We start from the raw sequence: 18,299 nt of genomic DNA on the forward strand, positions 1-18,299 counted from the left end.
ATAAAAGCACAGGGAAGTTTATTCTTTGTGCTTTTTTTGATCAGACATGCAAAAGAATTTTTTAATCATCGCCGGAATCTTCCTTTTTTTGGAAGTGTATATTTATCAGGCCATCAGAACACTTACCGATAATTTCTGGATCAGAATCGGATATTGGATAATTTCTTTGGTTGTGTACGGGATTTTCGCTTACGAAGTCACTCACTATCAGAGATCAGATAGAAGTATGGCAAGAACCCAGATCATGATTTCCTTATTTTTGATCTTTATCCTTCCTAAAATTTTCATAGTTCTGTTTTTATTAATTGATGATATTATCAGAACCGGAGGTTATTTAATCGGCTTCGCCAAACCCTCCGAGAATTTCTTCCCGGAAAGAAGAAAGTTCCTGAGTCTGGTTGGATTAGGAATGAGCGGAGTACTTTCTGCTCTTTTCATAGACGGAATTACGTTTGGAAAGTACAGACATAAAGTAAGAAGAGTAAGAGTAAATTTTGCTAACCTTCCGAAAAGCTTTAAAGGATATAAAATCATTCAGATTTCAGACGTTCACAGCGGGAGCTTCTCAGATCCGGACAAATTACAGCATGCGATTAACCTGATCAACGAACAGAAACCTGATCTGGTATTATTTACCGGAGACATGGTGAACAATGTTGCAGACGAGTTCAAACCTTTTATTTCCTTGTTTTCAAAAATTAAGGCCAAAGACGGAAAATTAGCCGTGCTAGGAAACCATGATTACGGAGATTACGTGACCTGGGAATCACCTGCAGCTAAAAAACAAAACCTTGACACCTTAATCGGCTATGAAAAACAAGCTGGTTTCGACATGCTGAGAAACGAACACAGAGTCATTGAAAAAAACGGAGAAAAACTATACATTCTGGGAGTAGAAAACTGGGGATTAAAACCATTTCCTCAATTCGGAAGAATAGATGATGCTTTAAAAGGAGTGCCAGAATCCGCTACGAAGATTCTGATGAGCCACGACCCTACTCATTTTGATTATGTGGTTAAAAAGCACCCTTCAAATATCCACTTAACTCTTTCAGGGCATACCCACGGAATGCAGTTTGGTTTAGATCTTAAAAACGTAAAATGGTCACCCGTACAATACAAATATCCAAAATGGGCTGATTTATACGAAAGTGAAGGGAAACTATTATATGTAAACAGAGGGTTTGGTGTATTAGGATACCCAGGAAGAGTGGGTGTACTGCCGGAGATTACGCTTTTTGAGTTGAGCTAGAGGTGCGGGTTTCGGGATGCGAGATTCGGGGTTCGAGTTATTATTTGCAAATTGTTTGGTTGCGAGTTACAACTACACAAAATTAAACCTTGAATTCTCTCCCTAATCCCTACAACCTAATATCTGCTACCTATCACTAAAAAATATAATCTTTCATACGGGAAGTAGCCATTTCCCTGTCATTGAGAAAAGTAAGGAGGGCATCTAATTTGTCCTCCATTTTTTTGCCCGAAAATAAGCTCCGGTAAAAAGGAATATCAAAACGGTATTTTTTGAAATCTGTAAACTGCCATGTGTTCAGATAGATCAGTACAAATTCTTCATTCTGCAAAGTTTCCAGCACCATGTTCTGGTAATATTTCATCGGCAGGATCTGAAACACGAAATCATTATAAGGAAGCTGACTGTACGGAGAAATACTTTCAGGGACAATACTTAAACCATCCTCTTCTGTAATTTCGGTATCTCTTTTGAGTCTTTTAAAAGGAAAAAGAATATTGGCATTATCGATATTGGAGACGTAATTAAATTCCATCAGCTTTAAATTTTCCTGAGCAACTTTTACATCTTTCTGACGAATTCCTCTGATCTGTTTTTCCAAAAGATCCTGAATATTCTTCTTGGCATTTTCTATTTCTTCAGGATTTGATCCTTTATTATAAAAAGCAATTTCATGCCCTTTGGATGAAATTGCTTTTATTAAATTCTGAAGTTTTTCGGTAAGAGAAACCTCTACAAAAAAACTTGATTTGATATCATGAATATCTAAAACTCTAAGAATCGCTTTGGTATTATCTTCGGTGATTTTCAATCGCTCTTCATCAGTAATTTGAGAGCCGTTTTTTACTTCAGCCTCAATACAAGTGATGTTAAAAGTTAATAATACCATTTAAATTAAAGTTTATATAAATTCTATAATATATTAAAAATCAGATGTTAAAATCAAGAACAATTAAAGTATTACTTTATATTATTAATCCTTTCCTAATTTTACTTTCAGATTTTTAATCATATCTTTTGTCATTTCCGAAATTCCGAAATCATAAGTCAGACCCCAGTCTTTTTTCGCTACTGAATCGTCAATAGATGCCGGCCATGAATCTGCAATTGCCTGTCTGAAATCCGGGTTATAATCAATCGTAAAATCCGGAATTTCTTTTGTGATTTCTTCTGCCAATTCTTTTGGAGTAAATGACATTCCACCTAAATTATAAGAAGAACGAACTGTCAAACTTTCTTTTGGAGCATCCATTAATTTCAAGGTTGCATTAATGGCATCATCCATATACAACATCGGCATTCCTGTATTTTCGGAAATGAAACTTGTATACTTTCCGTCTTCAATCGCTTTGTAGAAAATCTCAACAGCATAGTCGGTAGTTCCACCTCCCGCGGGAGTCTTCCATGAGATCAATCCAGGATATCTGATACTTCTTACATCCACACCATATTTGTCGAAATAGTATTCACACCACTTCTCCCCTGCCATTTTAGAGATCCCATAAACAGTTGTTGGATTCAATACCACATCCTGTCCTACCTCATGCTTTGGAATTCCTTTTCCAAATACCGCGATAGAACTTGGCCAGAAGATCTTTTTAAGAAGTCCTTCTTTAGCCATTTCACAAAAGTGAAGCAATGGTTCAAGATTCAGCTTCCACGCAAAAACAGGCTGCTTTTCCGAAGTTCCGGATAAAAGTGAAGCAAGGTGATACACTGTCGTTATCTCATAATCATGAATCACCTGTCTTACCAATTGAGTATTGGTAACGTCCATTCTTTCGTAGTGTCCGGCAGAAGTAATTCCTTCCTGCCATCTGTCCAATCCTGAAGCAACAACGTTTTCCGCTCCGTGAATTTCAACAAGTCTGTTCGTAAGTTCGGTACCAATTTGTCCCAAGGCACCTGTAATCAGTATTCTTTCCGTATAGGATTCCATTTTTCAGATTTTTTTTTAGAATTGTACAAAAGTAAAAAAAACATGCCAACCATAATAAAAAAGGTGTATTTAAAAAACATAGCCCTGATAAACTACAGATATTTCAATTAGATAATCTCAATGAAAGAAAAAATCAAATGCAATGATCATCAAGCTGTGATTAACTGAAAATTCAATAATTTTGTTGTAAAGAAAAAACAATCATATGAAGAAGATTTTAATTGCTTCGATGCTTTTGGCAGCTCAGCTAAGCTGGGCTCAGTTCACAGATATCAATATTATCAAAGAAGTACAGGTAAAGAAGAAAGGTGTTGTCGTCTCTGCACACCCGTTAGCCAGTGAAGCGGGAGCTAAAATCTTAAAAATGGGAGGAAACGCCTATGATGCCGTTACTGCAACACAATACGCCCTTGCTGTAGTTTATCCTCAGGCAGGAAATATCGGAGGTGGCGGATTTTTGGTAGGTGTAAAAAATAACGGTGAAAAATTTACGCTGGATTACAGGGAAACTGCTCCTAAAAAAGCCTCCAGAGACATGTATATTGATAAAAAAGGTAAAGCAGATACTGATCTTTCCCAGAACGGAAGACTGGCCGTAGGTATTCCCGGAAGTGTAGCAGGATTCTTTGCTACTCTGAAGTACTGTAAGCTTCCTATGGAAAAAATCATCCAGCCTGCTATTGATCTTGCCGAAAAAGGATTTGCCATTACCGACAAGGAAGCGGAAATGCTGAATAATCAAAGAGAAAAATTTCAGAAGCATAATAAATCTTCGATCATTTTTGTAAAAGATACTCCGTGGAAAGCCGGAGATATTTTGGTTCAGAAAGACTTAGCAGAGACATTGAAACTGATCCAGAAACAAGGTGCTAAAGGTTTTTATGAAGGAAAAACAGCTGATCTTTTAGTTGCCGAAATGAAAAGAGGAAACGGAATCATCACTCTTGAAGATCTTAAAAATTATAAAGTTGCTGAAAGAAAAGCCCTGGAATTTGATTATAAAGGAAGCAATGTTGTCACGATGCCTCTGCCTTCAAGCGGCGGAGTTCTTCTTGCCCAGATGCTCAGAATGGCTAGTTTTGAAAACCTTGAAAAGTATCAGCAAAACTCTACAAAAGCAGTTCAGATCATGACTGAAGCAGAAAGAAGGGCTTACGCCGACAGAGCAGAATATATGGGTGATCCGGATTTTATTCAGGATAAAACCTCTTATCTGATCTCGGATGAATATCTGAAAGGAAGATGGAAAAGCTTCAGTTTTGATAAGGCAACTCCAAGTGCAGAAGTTGGTAAGATTATAGAACAACCTAAAGAATCTATGCAGACTACTCATATTTCCGTATTGGATAAAGATGGAAATGCTGCTTCTGTAACCACCACACTTAATGGATACTATGGAAGTAAAGTTCTTGTTTCAGGAGCCGGATTCTTTTTAAATAATGAAATGGATGATTTCTCTATCAAACCCGGAGTCCCGAATATGTTTGGAGCAGTAGGTGGAGAAGCTAATTCAATACAACCTAACAAGAGAATGCTCTCTTCGATGACCCCAACCATCATCCTTAAAAACGGAAAACCTTATATGGTCGTGGGAACACCAGGAGGAACTACAATTCCTACTTCAGTGTATCAGTCTATCGTGAATGTAGTGGATTTTAAACTGAATGCGAATATTGCGGTGAATGCACCTAAATTCCACCATCAATGGTTACCAGAAACTATCACCGTGGAAAACAATTTCCCGGAAAGCACTATTTCTGAACTGAAAAGCAAGAATTACATCATTGAAAAGACAAAATATATTGGTAAAACAGAAATGATTGTCCTTGATGAAAACGGAAATATTCATGCTGTCGCTGATGGCCGTGGAGATGATTCTGTAGCAGTAGAATAATACTTATACAAAAATAACAAATACAGCCTTGGCTTCATTCTCCGAATGAAGCCAAGGCTTTTTTAAGCATTTTAGAAAACCCGCGCTACAGATTCTTTTCAATGACTTTTGTCATGTTTTTAGATAAATTTTCTTAATTTTCGCCCTTAAAAAAACAAAACGACTGTTCTTTGAAAGCAAAAAAAATACACAATCAGCTTTATTTCCAGGTGATTATCGCCATCATTGCAGGTATTCTTCTGGGAAAATTTTATCCTGAGTTAGGAGAAAAGATGAAACCTTTGGGAGATGGATTCATCAAATTGGTAAAAATGATTATCGCTCCGGTAATTTTCATTACGCTTACGTTAGGAATCGCCCACATGACCGATTTGAAAAAAGTTGGCAGAATTGCAATCAAAGCAATGATCTATTTTTTTACCTTTTCAACTCTGGCTCTTATCATAGGGTTATTAGTAGGAAATATTCTTCAACCGGGTCATGGTTTAAATATTGATCCTTCTACTCTTTCGGGTGATGTTTCACAGTATCAGGCAAAAGCTCATGAATCAACACTTACGGGATTCATTATGAATATTATTCCGGAGACATTATTTAGTCCGTTGGTGGGTGAAAATATTCTTCAGGTACTTTTGGTAGCAATTTTAATGGGAGTTGCTTTGGTTTTAACAAAAGAAAAGAGCCAGAAAGTAACCGATTTTTTACAGGATCTATCAACTCCGGTATTTAAGATCGTTCATATGTTGATGAAACTGGCCCCGATAGGTGCTTTCGGAGCAATGGCTTTTACGATCGGTAAATATGGACTACATTCTGTTCTGAATCTGATATTCCTGGTAGGTACATTTTATATTACATCAATCCTGTTTGTGATTCTGGTATTGGGAGCGGTAGCATGGTATAACGGATTTAATATTTTCAAACTCCTTTTCTATCTTAAAGAAGAACTACTTCTCGTTTTGGGTACAAGCTCATCAGAATCTGCTTTGCCCGGAATTATGGAAAAACTTGAAAAGGCAGGTTGTTCACGCGCCATTGTAGGCCTTGTGGTTCCTACCGGATATTCTTTCAATCTAGACGGAACTAATATTTATATGACCCTGGCCTCTCTCTTTATCGCGCAGGCCTTAAATATTCATCTTCCTATCGAAAAACAACTGATGCTTCTTTTGGTGGCTATGCTAAGTTCAAAAGGGGCAGCTGGCGTTACAGGCGCCGGATTCGTTACCCTTGCCGCAACATTGGCAGTAGTTCCTGAGATTCCGATTGCAGGAATGACTTTGATTCTTGGAATTGATAAGTTCATGAGCGAATGCAGAGCTCTGACCAACGTAATTGGGAATTCTGTAGCTACCGTAGTAGTTGCCAACTGGGAAAAACAGCTTGATAAAAAGCAACTTCAATACTGCCTGGATCATCCGGCTGAAGTGGAAAAGAAACTGGAAGTGTAAATAGATTGCAGATAGCAGGTTTAGGTTGCAGGAATTAGGGAAAGAATCAAGGTTCAAAGTTCAAGGTTGTGTGTAACACCTAACCCGAAACCTAACAAACAGCAACGAGTAAATCCGAAACCAAATTAACCTGCATCCAGTACCATAAAGCTTTAAATCAAAATACTTAAACTCGCAGGTTGAACTTTAACATGGATTGGTGATTTGATCTTATTGAATTCACCGTCCAGATGCCAGTTTTTGGTATTCACCTTAAATGATATTTCAGAGACTGGAAGATAGGTTACATATTCATCATCTTTCAGTCTTTTAGTAAACATTCGGAAAGCAAAAAGTGCTGAATAAGTAAGTGGAAACTTTTTTACCAAAACCATGTCAACCAGTCCATCACTTTTACTGGCTTTCGGAGCAATATAGGCATTGTTACCAAACTGACGGGTATTGGCAATGTTCATCATCAGATACCTTCCATTGTACTGTTGATATTCTTCATCAAAAAATTTCACCTTGATAGGTTTGTAATTGAAAAAGGTTTTCAGGGAAACTTTGATATAATTTTTGAATCCACGGCTTGTTTTTTCAAATTCCTTAACCACTTTACCGTCAAATCCTGTTCCCGAAACATTGATGGATAGCCTGTCGTTTACCGTAAAAGTATCAATCTTTCGGGAGTTTTTAGCTTTTATTTTTTCTAAAAGTTCATCCAGATTTTTACTGAATTGTGTTTCATTGGAAAATCCATTTCCTGAACCTGCGGGAAAAATTGCCAGAATTTTATCTGTGTAAATAAGATTTTTGGCTACTGTAGAAATAGTACCATCCCCTCCGATGGCCACAAAAATATCAACCTCTTCAAAATGGGACTGAATAAATTCATCTGTTCCTGGAATAGATTCTGACACATAGTACAATGGGTTATTAACCTTTGTTTTAAGTTCGTTTAAAAACGGCTGATAATTTTTTTTGGCCGAAAAAGGATTGATAATAAAAGCTACTTTGTCCATTACCACAAAATTAAAAAATGCTTCCAAAACTGGAAGCATTAATTTACTTAATTTTCATTCTTTCTTTAAATTCTGTATTTAATGTACCTTTCAGATCTTCCCATGAAACCGGAATTGTAATGTCTCCGGCAGCAAAAGCAGCAATTTCATACGGACTGTAGTGAAAATACAGGTTTTTATCATCAAAATAAAAGTTGTCTGATGCCGGAATTTTATCCACTAAAAGCATTTCTGAGTTCTTCACTTCTCCGTCACCATCCATTGTACCACTATTTATTTTATCAATATTTTTCATCAGAATGGCTTCAATTTTATTTTTAGGCATTGAAGTAATGTCTTTCAGTTCTAATTTTTTGTTGTTTTTAAGATCAAAAACCCTTTCGGAAAATCCGTAGTTATCATGTGCTCCTCCTTCATACCCGCTTCCCAGATACTGAATATGCATATAACCGTTAGAATTAGAAATAAGATTCATATGCGAGCTTGAATACCAGTTTTGAGCATAAGTAACATCTGAAACCCAGTCTTTATTATCATTTTTTACAGAATTGAAATAACTAGTTTTTTCATTATCCAGATAAGTCTGAAGACCAGCTTTGGAAAAATCTTTAATCTTTTCATTCTGGAAATAGATGCTGTCTAACAGTTTTTTATCTTTTAAAGTTGGAAAAACCAAAAGCTTTGAAGTAAAGCTCACTTTTAAAGAATCCGTAATTTTTGTAGAGTCATTGACTTTCACAGAGTCTACTACAAATTCTTCAGCGGCTTTGTTTTCTATTTTTTCTGCTGATCCTGCTGTTTCATTTTTTTTACAGGCAGTAACAGCTAAGAAAGAAGATAATGCTATAACAGCAATCGTATTTTTCATAATTCTATTTTTGGGGTATTAAATACAAAAACCATTCAAAAGATGAATGGTTTTTGAAAAAAAAATATTTTTTTATTTAAATCCTGTTAACTATTACTTTTTTACAAGACTGATTACCTGATTTTCAAATTTAGAAGCAACGCCCCAGATTTGTTTGAATGCAGGGTAATATTCTTTCGGGTAGTCTGAACTCCCAATTTTGGTAGTTGTAGTCACCTCCAGTATATTTCCTTTTTGTTCTACAGAATAAGTATATGCTATTTCTTTATCTTCTGTAACGATCCTTTTTTCTTTAGGCATTTCCTCTATCTTGTATCCTTCAGGAATTTCAAGAATGACCTTTTTTGTTCTGGTTATGGGTGATCCAAAATCAATTGGATATTTTCTTACTTCGGTTTGATCAAATTCATTAGAGTTTTTACTTAAAAACAGCATCGGATTAATAATCATTTTCTTCCCTACTCTGTCAATAAGGTTGGACGAAGAGAATTTCATAGTGCTTTCAAAGTCGCCATTTTCCAACACTTTCGAATTGATATCCGTGAAATCCATTGAGAAGTTTTCTTTATACTGCTTCTTGTATTTTTCTGCGTTATCATCGTAGTTGTCTTTAGCATACATCGCGTATGCACCTGTATCTTTATCCGAATAGGTACCGGAAATACTACCGTCATCATTGATTTTGGCATTCGCTGTAAGATAAGTATTGCTTGATTTTACATTGGACATCTGAATCTGCAAAGCTTTATCTTTAGTCACAAGGATTCCATATTGATTCCAGTTTTTTAGAGGTATTTCATCCAATGAAGATTGTTTGGAGGTAGCATCATAAATATGCAGCTGCTTATCTATATCAATTGCTGCCAAAACAAAGTTCATATTGGAAATATTAGGGGACACCATATTGATCAATCCGTTCTCTACCGTAGAAATAATCAACGGATCAGCTTTAAGACCTGCTTCGCGAAGCATCATAACAAGGAAAAGATTAATTTCTGCGGCGTTGCCGGTTTTAGTTTCCAAAAGTTTTTTGATACCATCTTCTGTATAAACCCCTTTGTCCTTATTCCATGTAAAGGTTTTCTGAACGTATGAAAATATTGCATTGGCTTTTTCAAGATCTGTTTTCATTTCCGAAACTCCTGCCGGAATATTTTCTCTTGCCAGTTTTGTTCTTTTTATTTCACCTCCAAAATCATCACTATCATACAGTCTCTTTGCAATCTGATCCCATGAAGATGAATACAATTTAAGCTCGCCGAAATTAGTAGAATTTAGCTCAGCACTGATTTTTGTTCTGAAATTTCTATCGTTTCTTACAAATTTTTCAGTTTTAAAACCAGTCAAATTCTCATAAGCAAATCTATAGGTCTTATATTGAGCACCATACAGATATCTTTCTTCCATTTCTCTATACTTAGGACTGATTCCTCCCGTATAGTTTACATTATAAGACATATTGATGGGTGTATCAAAAACATATTCTGTATTCAGTGAAGGAGTATCAGATTCTATCAATACCTCTGGAATCATAAAGCGGAACGGAGATATAATTTCATATTGATATTCTATGACAGATCCATTTTTCACACTTGGAAAAGCAAATTTTGTTAAAGTAACATATTTATTCTCTTTACTTTTATATTGAGAACTTTTTTCCACTTTTACCGGAACTGTAACTCCATTTTCAAGATTATAGGTAAAAGCTTTGAACTTTCCCAGTGATTCTCTGTTGGTTCCAACATTATAAATAGGAATCTCAAGATTTAACCAGTCTTCAGCTTTATCTTTATTATAAATCTTCACTCTGTAAAAATATCTTTTGTGGAGATTTCCCGTATTGGAATCCACCATAAAATAAGCAGATTTGTATAAAATTTCGGCAGGAGCATTTTCATCTAATAAAGATTTTGCTTTCGACAGATCTGCCTCATTAAATTTGGGAGGGTTCAGAAATTCATATTTCTTCTGAGCACTGATCAATATGGTATTGGCAGAGCAAAAAAGCAATACTATAATTTTTTTCATGGTTATATTTTTGTTATTAAAATTTTCGAATTATCCATATTCAGAATCTTTTTTCTGAAACTTATATAATCGTTGTATTTTTCTTTTGGATATAATCCTTTATTGATCTGTACTTTTCTGACCACCTTTACCTGTCCTTCACTTTTAACAAAACTTAGTTTGTAAGATCCAAATTCAGAAGTGATGCTTGAATTATCAGGAGTTTCATCCACCTTATACCCCAAAGGAAGTACATAAGCAATTTCATATTCGTCCTCATAAGACATACCGACTTCAAAAGGAAGCTCGCGGGTTTCATCAGTTTTAAAGACAGCATCATTAAAAATAGGCACAGATCTGAACAGAAGGCTGTTTCCAGCTTTTTTGGAGAAATTATTGGTCTTAAAATCAAGGTCGTAGGTAATAACAGCATTATCTCTGTCATTGTTAAAATTTTTCATTTCAACCTTTTCAAAATTTAAAACATTAAACCTCTCTTTTACCGCATCATTTTTTTCAGTGGGATTAAGACTGGCAAACCTCAAATTATAATCATATTGATTTCCCGTATAGGAAAAATTTCCAGTCCCGATAATACTGTTGTCCTCATTAAGGTTAACTCGCAATATTTGTTTTTCTTTATTTTGTTCAGCTTTATAAACCGGTGTATTGATAAGTTCTATTCCCTTCGGAGTTACAGCAAGCACATTCCTGTCTGTGGTATTATAGCTTAAATGATTAAAGGCTATTTGTTGAGAAGTATTTTCAAGCCAGATATTTCCTTTTTCAGTCGGAATCATCAGAATAGCGTGATTTCCTCCCATAGAAGGAAATTCGGGATCAAAAGAAACCTGTGAGGAACTGGAATTGATCACACAGTATTTAGATGGAATTCCTGCTTCATTCAATAGAATTCTCATATAATTCGTTAATGCTTTACAATCTCCATATCCTTTTTTGTTGACTTCATCCGGCTGCATAGGAAGCCAGCCCCCAATTCCTAATCCTACAGCGATATATCGGGTTTTGTTCTGCATGTACTGATAAATTTTCTTTACTTTATCTTCTACAGATCCCTGTAATTGTAAGGATGCTACTTCAGCTTTAATAGCCGGAGTAGATACCGAAACTGGTTCTATCAGATCTTTATAATACCAGGTTCCAAAATCCGTCCAGTTATTTAAAGTCCCTTGTTTTCCTGCCAGGTTAAATTTTGTTAAAGCAAAATTTACTGAAGGTAAGATTTTAACAGGCTCCGGAATCATAAAAGCATCATCAATGGCAGGTACATTTTTATAGGAATAGGTCTTATCATTTTCACTTCCGCTTTCTACAACAGACGCATAGTTATACTTTGAAGGGTATATCTTAGTACGCAGTTCAATTCCTGATGTATTAATGATTTTGAACTGAGCCTCTTCCAAAGACATTTTAATAGAGTGAAACGGTACAAAATCCTGAATAAAGATCGTATTCTTATCTTCGCTTTCATAAGAAAAATCAACAGTATAAGGATACTGAACTGATGTGTAAGAAAATACCAGAATTCTGTTATCAGAATAGAAAACTCCCTGAGGATTATTAGCAAAATCTTTAAAATCCGACTTTGAAAAGCTCTTAACCTTTTTTCCTGCTTCATCATAAATCGTAACTTTTATATTAGAAATACTTTTTGCTTTATCATAAGGTATATACGCTACAGCTCGTTCATCACCATCTTTATTTAAAACTGTAGTCACAGTATTATATTGGTATTTTATTTCATCAACTTTGTTGATCTGAACCGTTGTAAATTTTTTTCGTATAACAACGTTAGCATTTTTCTTTAAATTCTCAGGAATGGCAGAGGCAGGATAGCTCTGTGCGAAATACAATGAGGCGGTAGATAAAGCCCCCAAGACTAATATTTTCATCATAGTTATTAAGATGATACAAAAATAATAAAATCTTAATAACTGTTAAAAAAAATATAAAAGGCTTCAACATGTGAAGCCTTAACCTATTACTTAAAAAAGTACTATATCAAATGTACTTATAAGAAAATGAACACATTATCAACTTTCCATCATTAATTTTGAAAAGTTAAAAACAGAATATTTATACTCATTCTATATTGGGAGAAGGGTGTACCTATTCTGTGGCATGAAGGGATAAACTTCATATTATCTTCATTTCAAATTTAAAATAAATTACAATTCAAGCAATTTAAATAATGTAGAATTAATAATAGGAAGAAGTACAATAAATTCTACAGCTTAAAATTATTTATAAAAAAAGACCTCAAAAATGAAGTCTTTTAATTTTTTTGTTTCTTTTTTAATCATTCGGGACCAGTTTACTATCAAACTGATCACTTCCGAGTCCCAATACAGGAATAAAAATAAATCCGAAAAGGAGAATCAGAATCGTGTAAAGAGGAGTTTCTTTGGCAAAGCCTTTGGCTAGTCTGTCATATACAACCCAGCAGGCATAGATATTCACCAAGGGAATAAAGAAAAGAATGATCCACCAAATTGGTTTTTTCACAATTTCCAGCAATACGATGGTGTTATAAATAGGAATAAAGGCAGCCCAGGCATCTTGTCGTCCTGCTTTCTGGAAGATTTTGTACATGCAATATCCATAGAAAATATAGCAAAGTAAGCCGAAGAACATCGTTCCGATCCCCAATCCTGCAGCTACTGCTCCAGAAGCCGCATCTGCCCCGTTGTAAGGGTCTGTTTGTAAAAGAGTTAACATATTATTGTTTTTTTGGTTTATCCAAATATAAAAAAAGCTTCTAAATAATTAGAAGCTTTTTTTGTTATATTTTTAAAAACGTTTATGCATCAATTTTGGCATATTTCGCATTTTTCTCGATAAACTCTCTTCTTGGTGGAACCTCATCCCCCATCAGCATAGAGAAAATACTGTCTGCTTCCACTGCATTATCAATGGTTACCTGTTTAAGAATTCTGTGTTCAGGATTCAATGTAGTTTCCCAAAGCTGTTCAGGGTTCATTTCTCCAAGACCTTTGTAACGTTGTACTTCTACTCCTTTACCATCCGGAGCCATGTCTAGAGTAAACTCTTCACGTTCTTTTTCGTTATATGCATATACTTTTTTGTTCCCTTTCTTTAACAGGTATAAAGGTGGTTGAGCAATATAGATATATCCATTCTCAATAAGTTCCTTCATATATCTGAAGAAGAAAGTAAGGATCAATGTAGAAATGTGAGATCCGTCAATATCGGCATCGGTCATGATAACGATCTTGTGGTATCTCAGCTTAGCCATATTCAATGCTTTGCTGTCTTCTTCTGTTCCTACAGAAACTCCAAGAGCTGTATAGATATTTCTAATCTCTTCATTATCATATACTTTATGAAGCATAGATTTCTCTACGTTCAGAATTTTACCTCTTAAAGGAAGGATAGCCTGGAAGTGTCTGTCTCTTCCCTGCTTAGCCGTACCCCCTGCGGAATCTCCCTCTACAAGGAAGATTTCAGATTCTGCCGGGTCTTTAGAAGAGCAATCAGATAATTTACCTGGAAGACCAGAACCTCCCATGGGAGATTTTCTCTGAACCATTTCACGGGCTTTCTTCGCTGCCTGTCTTGCTTTTGCTGCCAAAACAACTTTCTGAACGATCAGTTTTGCCTCAGAAGGGTTTTCTTCAAGGAAATTGGTAAGCATTTCCCCAACAATTTTATCAACAGCTCCGGAAACTTCAGAGTTTCCTAGTTTTGTTTTAGTCTGTCCTTCAAACTGAGGCTCCATTACTTTTACAGAAATCACAGCTGTTAATCCCTCACGGAAGTCATCACCTGTAACTTCTACTTTCTCTTTCTGCGGAATACCCAGATCATCAGCATATTTCTTAAGCGTTCTTGTTAAAGCACGTCTGAAACCTGCTAAGTGAGTTCCTCCTTCATGAGTATTGATATTGTTTACATAAGAGTGAAGATTTTCGTTGAAAGATGTATTGTAACGCATTGCTACTTCTACAGGAATATCATCTCTTTCTCCTTCCATGAAGATTACATGTTCCATGATAGACTCACGGTTACCATCAATGTAAGCAACGAATTCTTTTAACCCACCTTCTGAATGGAAAACTTCCGAACGGAAAGATCCGTCTTCTAATTTCTCTCTTTCATCAGTTAATGTAATGGTAATTCCTTTGTTAAGGTAAGAAAGTTCTCTTAAACGGCTTGCTAATGTATCGTAATTGTAAATTAACTCTGTAAATATACTATCATCCGGCTGGAAAAACTGCTTGGTTCCTCTTTTTTCGCTGTGACCAATCTCCTCAACACCTGTCTGGGCTTTTCCTCTTGAATAGATCTGCTGGTAAACATTTCCATCTCTGTAAACAGTAGTGATCATCTCATTGGAAAGTGCATTCACACACGAAACCCCAACCCCGTGAAGACCTCCTGAAACCTTATAAGAGTCTTTGTCAAACTTACCTCCGGCTCCAATTTTCGTCATTACAACTTCAAGGGCAGATTTCTGTTCTTTTTCGTGGAAATCAACCGGGATACCTCTACCGTTATCACTTACCTCAATTCCGTTTCCTTCCTTGATGCTAACGAAGATCGTGTCGCAGTACCCTGCCAATGCCTCGTCAATAGAGTTATCTACTACTTCATAAACCAAGTGGTGAAGTCCTCTGACTCCTACATCACCAATGTACATTGAAGGACGCATACGTACGTGCTCCATTCCTTCCAATGCCTGAATACTACTAGCTGTATATTGTTTTTGACTCATATTAAAAATTAAAAATCCTGCTGTATGCAAAGACTCACAAATATCGTGATTTTTTTCGAGGTATGAAAGTTAAAAAGTGTCAAAAAAATGTAGAGTTTTCTTATTAAAAACATAAGAAAAAGGAAGCCAATAAAAGATTCAAAATTAAAAGGTATTGCTGAAATTGCAACTGTTGTAAATCATATTCAACATCAATAATTTATGCTTAAATTTATTAACTGAAAAGTTGAAATTATGGATGATTTTATAGCAGCACGCGCTCAGATGGCTCTCTCTCTGGGCTTTCATATCATATTCTCTTGTGTGGGTATGGTGATGCCTTTTTTGATGGCTTTTGCCCATTGGAAATACCTAAAGACCAATAATGAAGTATATAAAGGACTGACAAAAGCATGGAGCAAAGGGGTAGCTATCCTTTTTGCTACCGGAGCAGTTTCAGGAACCATGCTTTCCTTTGAACTTGGACTTCTATGGCCTGGATTTATGAAACATGCAGGTCCGATTTTCGGGATGCCGTTTTCTCTGGAAGGAACAGCCTTTTTCATTGAGGCTATTGCTATCGGTTTCTTTTTATATGGATGGGAAAGATTCAATAAATGGTTTCACTGGTTCTGCGGATTTCTTGTAGGAGTAAGCGGGCTGGCTTCCGGAATTCTGGTGGTAGCAGCCAACTCATGGATGAATTCTCCCACCGGTTTTGATTATATTAACGGACAGTACCTTAATATAGATCCTATCAAAGCAATGTTCAATGATGCGTGGTTTCCGCAGGCTCTTCACATGACGGTCGCGGCATTTTGTGCAACAGGATTTGCCGTAGCTGGAGTACATGCCTTTATGATTATGCGAAAAAGAAATGTTGAATTTCATACCAAAGCTTTTAGAATTGCCGTAGGATTTGCTTTGATTGGGGCATTCGGAGCACCTCTAAGCGGTGATGTTGCTGCAAAGTCGGTAGCAGAAAGACAGCCTATCAAACTGGCAGCTATGGAAGCTCATTTTGAAACGGAAAAAGGGGCTTCATTTGTGATTGGAGGAATTCCTGATGAGGAAAAAGAAGAAGTGAAATATGCAGTGAAAATTCCGAAAGTTTTAAGTTTTCTGGTGAGCAATGATTTCAATTCTGAAGTAAAAGGTCTTAAGGATTTCCCTAGAGATGAATGGCCTCCGATTGCTGTGGTTCATTATGCTTTTCAAATCATGATTTTCTTCGGAGTGATCATGATTGTTATTGGAGCTATTTATTTATATGCTTTCTTTTTCAAAAAAGAATGGCTGAATAAACACTGGCTATTGAAAACATTTTTAATAGCAACACCTTTTGGATATATTGCGTTGGAAGCCGGATGGACAGTAACGGAAGTAGGAAGACAGCCCTGGATTATTTATGGAATTATGAGAACAGTTGACGCTGTAACTCCTATGCCGGGAATACAGTATTCATTCTATTTTTTCACGGCTATTTTTGTATCATTATCATTGATCCTTGTTTTCCTTTTAAAGAGACAGATTCAAATGGTACCGAAACTTTACGATCCTACCGATGCTCAGTTTAACGATAAAAACAAAAAATCATGATTTACATTGTAATAGGTTTTCTCTGGCTATCCATCTGTCTTTATATTATTCTGGGCGGAGCTGACTTTGGAGCAGGTATTGTAGAAATGTTCACCAATAAAAAAGCCCGTCATAAAACCCATGAGATTATGTATGAATCTATTGCTCCTGTCTGGGAAGCCAATCACATGTGGCTGATTATTGCCATCGTTATCCTTTTTGTTGGCTTTCCGGAGATTTATACCACTATGTCTACTTATCTTCACATTCCTTTAGTGTTAATGCTTTTGGGAATTATTGCAAGAGGAACAGCCTTTACTTTCAGACATTATGATGCTGTAAAGGATAACTGGCAGGTTTTATATACCCAGATTTTCTATTATGCGAGTCTTTTAACTCCTTTCTTTTTGGGATTAATTGCTGCTGCTACGGTTTCACATTCTATCAATCCTGATGCTGTAGGTTTTCTGGATTTGTATGTATTCAGCTGGCTGAACTGGTTTGGGGTTTCTGTGGGCTTATTTACGGTAGCCCTTTGTGCTTATCTTGCTTCTATATTTTCATTAAGAGAAACACGTGATAAGGCCGATCTTTTGTTAATGATCAGAAAATCCAAGCAGACCATGATCTTTGTTGTGGTCACAGGAATATTGGTATTCGTAACTGCTTATATTTCAGATATTCCCCTTTTGATGTGGGTATTTTCAAAGCCTTTGGGGATTATGGCGATTGCTTTTGCCACCATTGCCTTGTTGCTTATTCTAAGAGCGATGAACCGTCAGAAGCTGCTTCCTGTACGTGCTTTGGCAGGATTCCAGATGGTGATGATTTTAGTAGCGGCAACGTATCAGCATAATCCGGATATTATTTTATTAGGAAACGGACAGCATCTTTCATTACTGGAACATATGGCTCCTGAAAAAACTATCGCCGCATTGGGATGGGCATTGATGCTGGGCTCATTGTTTATTCTTCCTTTCTTATTTTATCTGATGGCTTCTTTCAGCAAGTTGAGAAAATAGTAAGTATGCAGACTTATAAAGACAAAACACAACTCATTGAAGAGCTAAAGAAAAGATATCTGCTCTATGATCAGGAATTTAATGATATAAAAGAAGAGGAAAAAGATCTTAGGCAGCCGGGAGTTGATAAAACTCCATCACAAAATATTTCCTATCAATTGGGTTGGACTCACCTGCTTTTACAGTGGGAATCTGATGAAAGCAAAGGAATTGAAGTGAAAACTCCCACTCCTGAATACAAATGGAATAACCTGGGAGGATTGTACCAGTCTTTTTATCATGAATACGGTTCTTATAGTTTACAACAGCAAAGAGACTTGCTGAGAAATCAAGTTGATAAAATTATCACTTGGATAGAAAATCTTGACGATGAAACACTATTCACTCCGGAACAGAGAAAATGGGCAACTACTCCCGCCCAGTGGCCGGTTTGGAAGTGGATTCATATCAATACCGTGGCTCCGTTTAAAAACTTCAGGGCACAGCTCCGGAAATGGAAAAAAGAAAAAGGTACAGCATAGCACTGTACCTTTTTTATTTATGTTTTCT

Annotated in this window: 14 protein-coding genes; 6 read left to right on the forward strand and 8 right to left on the reverse strand. The window is 36.2% G+C overall.

Going from position 1 to position 18,299, the window contains the following annotated elements; all coding sequences use genetic code 11:
• Positions 1-46: 46 nt before the first annotated feature.
• Positions 47-1,252, forward strand: coding sequence for a metallophosphoesterase (locus A1704_RS04655; protein ID WP_062670905.1), 1,206 nt, complete (start codon positions 47-49; stop codon positions 1,250-1,252).
• A gap of 136 nt (positions 1,253-1,388) precedes the next feature.
• Here A1704_RS04655 and A1704_RS04660 read toward each other — a convergent pair whose 3' ends face one another.
• On the reverse strand, positions 1,389-2,141 hold the full coding sequence (locus A1704_RS04660; RefSeq protein WP_062670907.1) for a polysaccharide deacetylase family protein: 753 nt from the start codon (positions 2,139-2,141) through the stop codon (positions 1,389-1,391).
• Between the two features lie 84 nt (positions 2,142-2,225).
• Positions 2,226-3,191 (reverse strand): NAD-dependent epimerase/dehydratase family protein, encoded by a 966-nt coding sequence (locus A1704_RS04665; RefSeq protein WP_062670908.1) that lies wholly within the window; start codon positions 3,189-3,191, stop codon positions 2,226-2,228.
• 205 nt (positions 3,192-3,396) lie between these two features.
• On the opposite strand from A1704_RS04665, the gene ggt reads away from it, so the two are divergent.
• Together ggt and A1704_RS04675 are read left to right on the forward strand one after the other, a co-directional pair.
• On the forward strand, positions 3,397-5,085 hold the full coding sequence (gene ggt, locus A1704_RS04670; RefSeq protein ID WP_062670910.1) for a gamma-glutamyltransferase: 1,689 nt from the start codon (positions 3,397-3,399) through the stop codon (positions 5,083-5,085).
• Between the two features lie 170 nt (positions 5,086-5,255).
• Positions 5,256-6,536: a dicarboxylate/amino acid:cation symporter gene (locus A1704_RS04675; RefSeq protein ID WP_062670912.1), complete on the forward strand. Its 1,281-nt coding sequence runs from the start codon at positions 5,256-5,258 to the stop codon at positions 6,534-6,536.
• A 152-nt stretch (positions 6,537-6,688) separates the two neighbouring features.
• On the opposite strand, the gene A1704_RS04680 is transcribed toward A1704_RS04675, so the two are convergent.
• The 6 genes from A1704_RS04680 to gyrB all read right to left on the reverse strand — a co-directional run bounded on the left by A1704_RS04680 (position 6,689) and on the right by gyrB (position 15,171).
• Positions 6,689-7,540: a diacylglycerol/lipid kinase family protein gene (locus tag A1704_RS04680; protein WP_062671591.1), complete on the reverse strand. Its 852-nt coding sequence runs from the start codon at positions 7,538-7,540 to the stop codon at positions 6,689-6,691.
• Positions 7,541-7,583: 43 nt separating this feature from the next.
• Positions 7,584-8,408, reverse strand: a complete 825-nt coding sequence (locus tag A1704_RS04685; RefSeq protein ID WP_062670914.1) for an RsiV family protein — start codon at positions 8,406-8,408, stop codon at positions 7,584-7,586.
• A gap of 93 nt (positions 8,409-8,501) precedes the next feature.
• Positions 8,502-10,436 carry a transglutaminase-like domain-containing protein gene (locus A1704_RS04690; protein ID WP_062670917.1) on the reverse strand — a complete coding sequence of 645 codons (1,935 nt, stop codon included), beginning with the start codon at positions 10,434-10,436 and terminating at the stop codon, positions 8,502-8,504.
• Between the two features lie 2 nt (positions 10,437-10,438).
• Positions 10,439-12,331 (reverse strand): DUF3857 domain-containing protein, encoded by a 1,893-nt coding sequence (locus A1704_RS04695; protein ID WP_062670919.1) that lies wholly within the window; start codon positions 12,329-12,331, stop codon positions 10,439-10,441.
• A 400-nt stretch (positions 12,332-12,731) separates the two neighbouring features.
• Positions 12,732-13,154 carry a DUF5684 domain-containing protein gene (locus A1704_RS04700; RefSeq protein ID WP_034695994.1) on the reverse strand — a complete coding sequence of 141 codons (423 nt, stop codon included), beginning with the start codon at positions 13,152-13,154 and terminating at the stop codon, positions 12,732-12,734.
• A gap of 82 nt (positions 13,155-13,236) precedes the next feature.
• Positions 13,237-15,171, reverse strand: coding sequence for a DNA topoisomerase (ATP-hydrolyzing) subunit B (gene gyrB / locus A1704_RS04705; RefSeq protein WP_062670921.1), 1,935 nt, complete (start codon positions 15,169-15,171; stop codon positions 13,237-13,239).
• Positions 15,172-15,405: 234 nt separating this feature from the next.
• Here gyrB and A1704_RS04710 point away from each other — a divergent pair, with 234 nt between their 5' ends.
• The 3 genes from A1704_RS04710 to A1704_RS04720 are packed head-to-tail and all read left to right on the forward strand — an operon-like array spanning position 15,406 to position 18,271.
• A complete protein-coding gene (locus A1704_RS04710) occupies positions 15,406-16,749 on the forward strand; it encodes a cytochrome ubiquinol oxidase subunit I (RefSeq protein WP_062670923.1) in 1,344 nt (447 codons plus the stop codon).
• A complete protein-coding gene (locus A1704_RS04715; RefSeq protein ID WP_062670926.1) occupies positions 16,746-17,750 on the forward strand; it encodes a cytochrome d ubiquinol oxidase subunit II in 1,005 nt (334 codons plus the stop codon). Before A1704_RS04710 ends, A1704_RS04715 begins: the two co-directional genes overlap by 4 nt.
• A 5-nt stretch (positions 17,751-17,755) precedes the next feature.
• Positions 17,756-18,271, forward strand: a complete 516-nt coding sequence (locus A1704_RS04720) for a ClbS/DfsB family four-helix bundle protein (RefSeq protein ID WP_062670927.1) — start codon at positions 17,756-17,758, stop codon at positions 18,269-18,271.
• The last annotated feature ends 28 nt before the right edge of the window (positions 18,272-18,299 follow it).

It is taken from the genome of Chryseobacterium cucumeris (assembly GCF_001593385.1).
Lineage (GTDB): Bacteria > Bacteroidota > Bacteroidia > Flavobacteriales > Weeksellaceae > Chryseobacterium > Chryseobacterium cucumeris.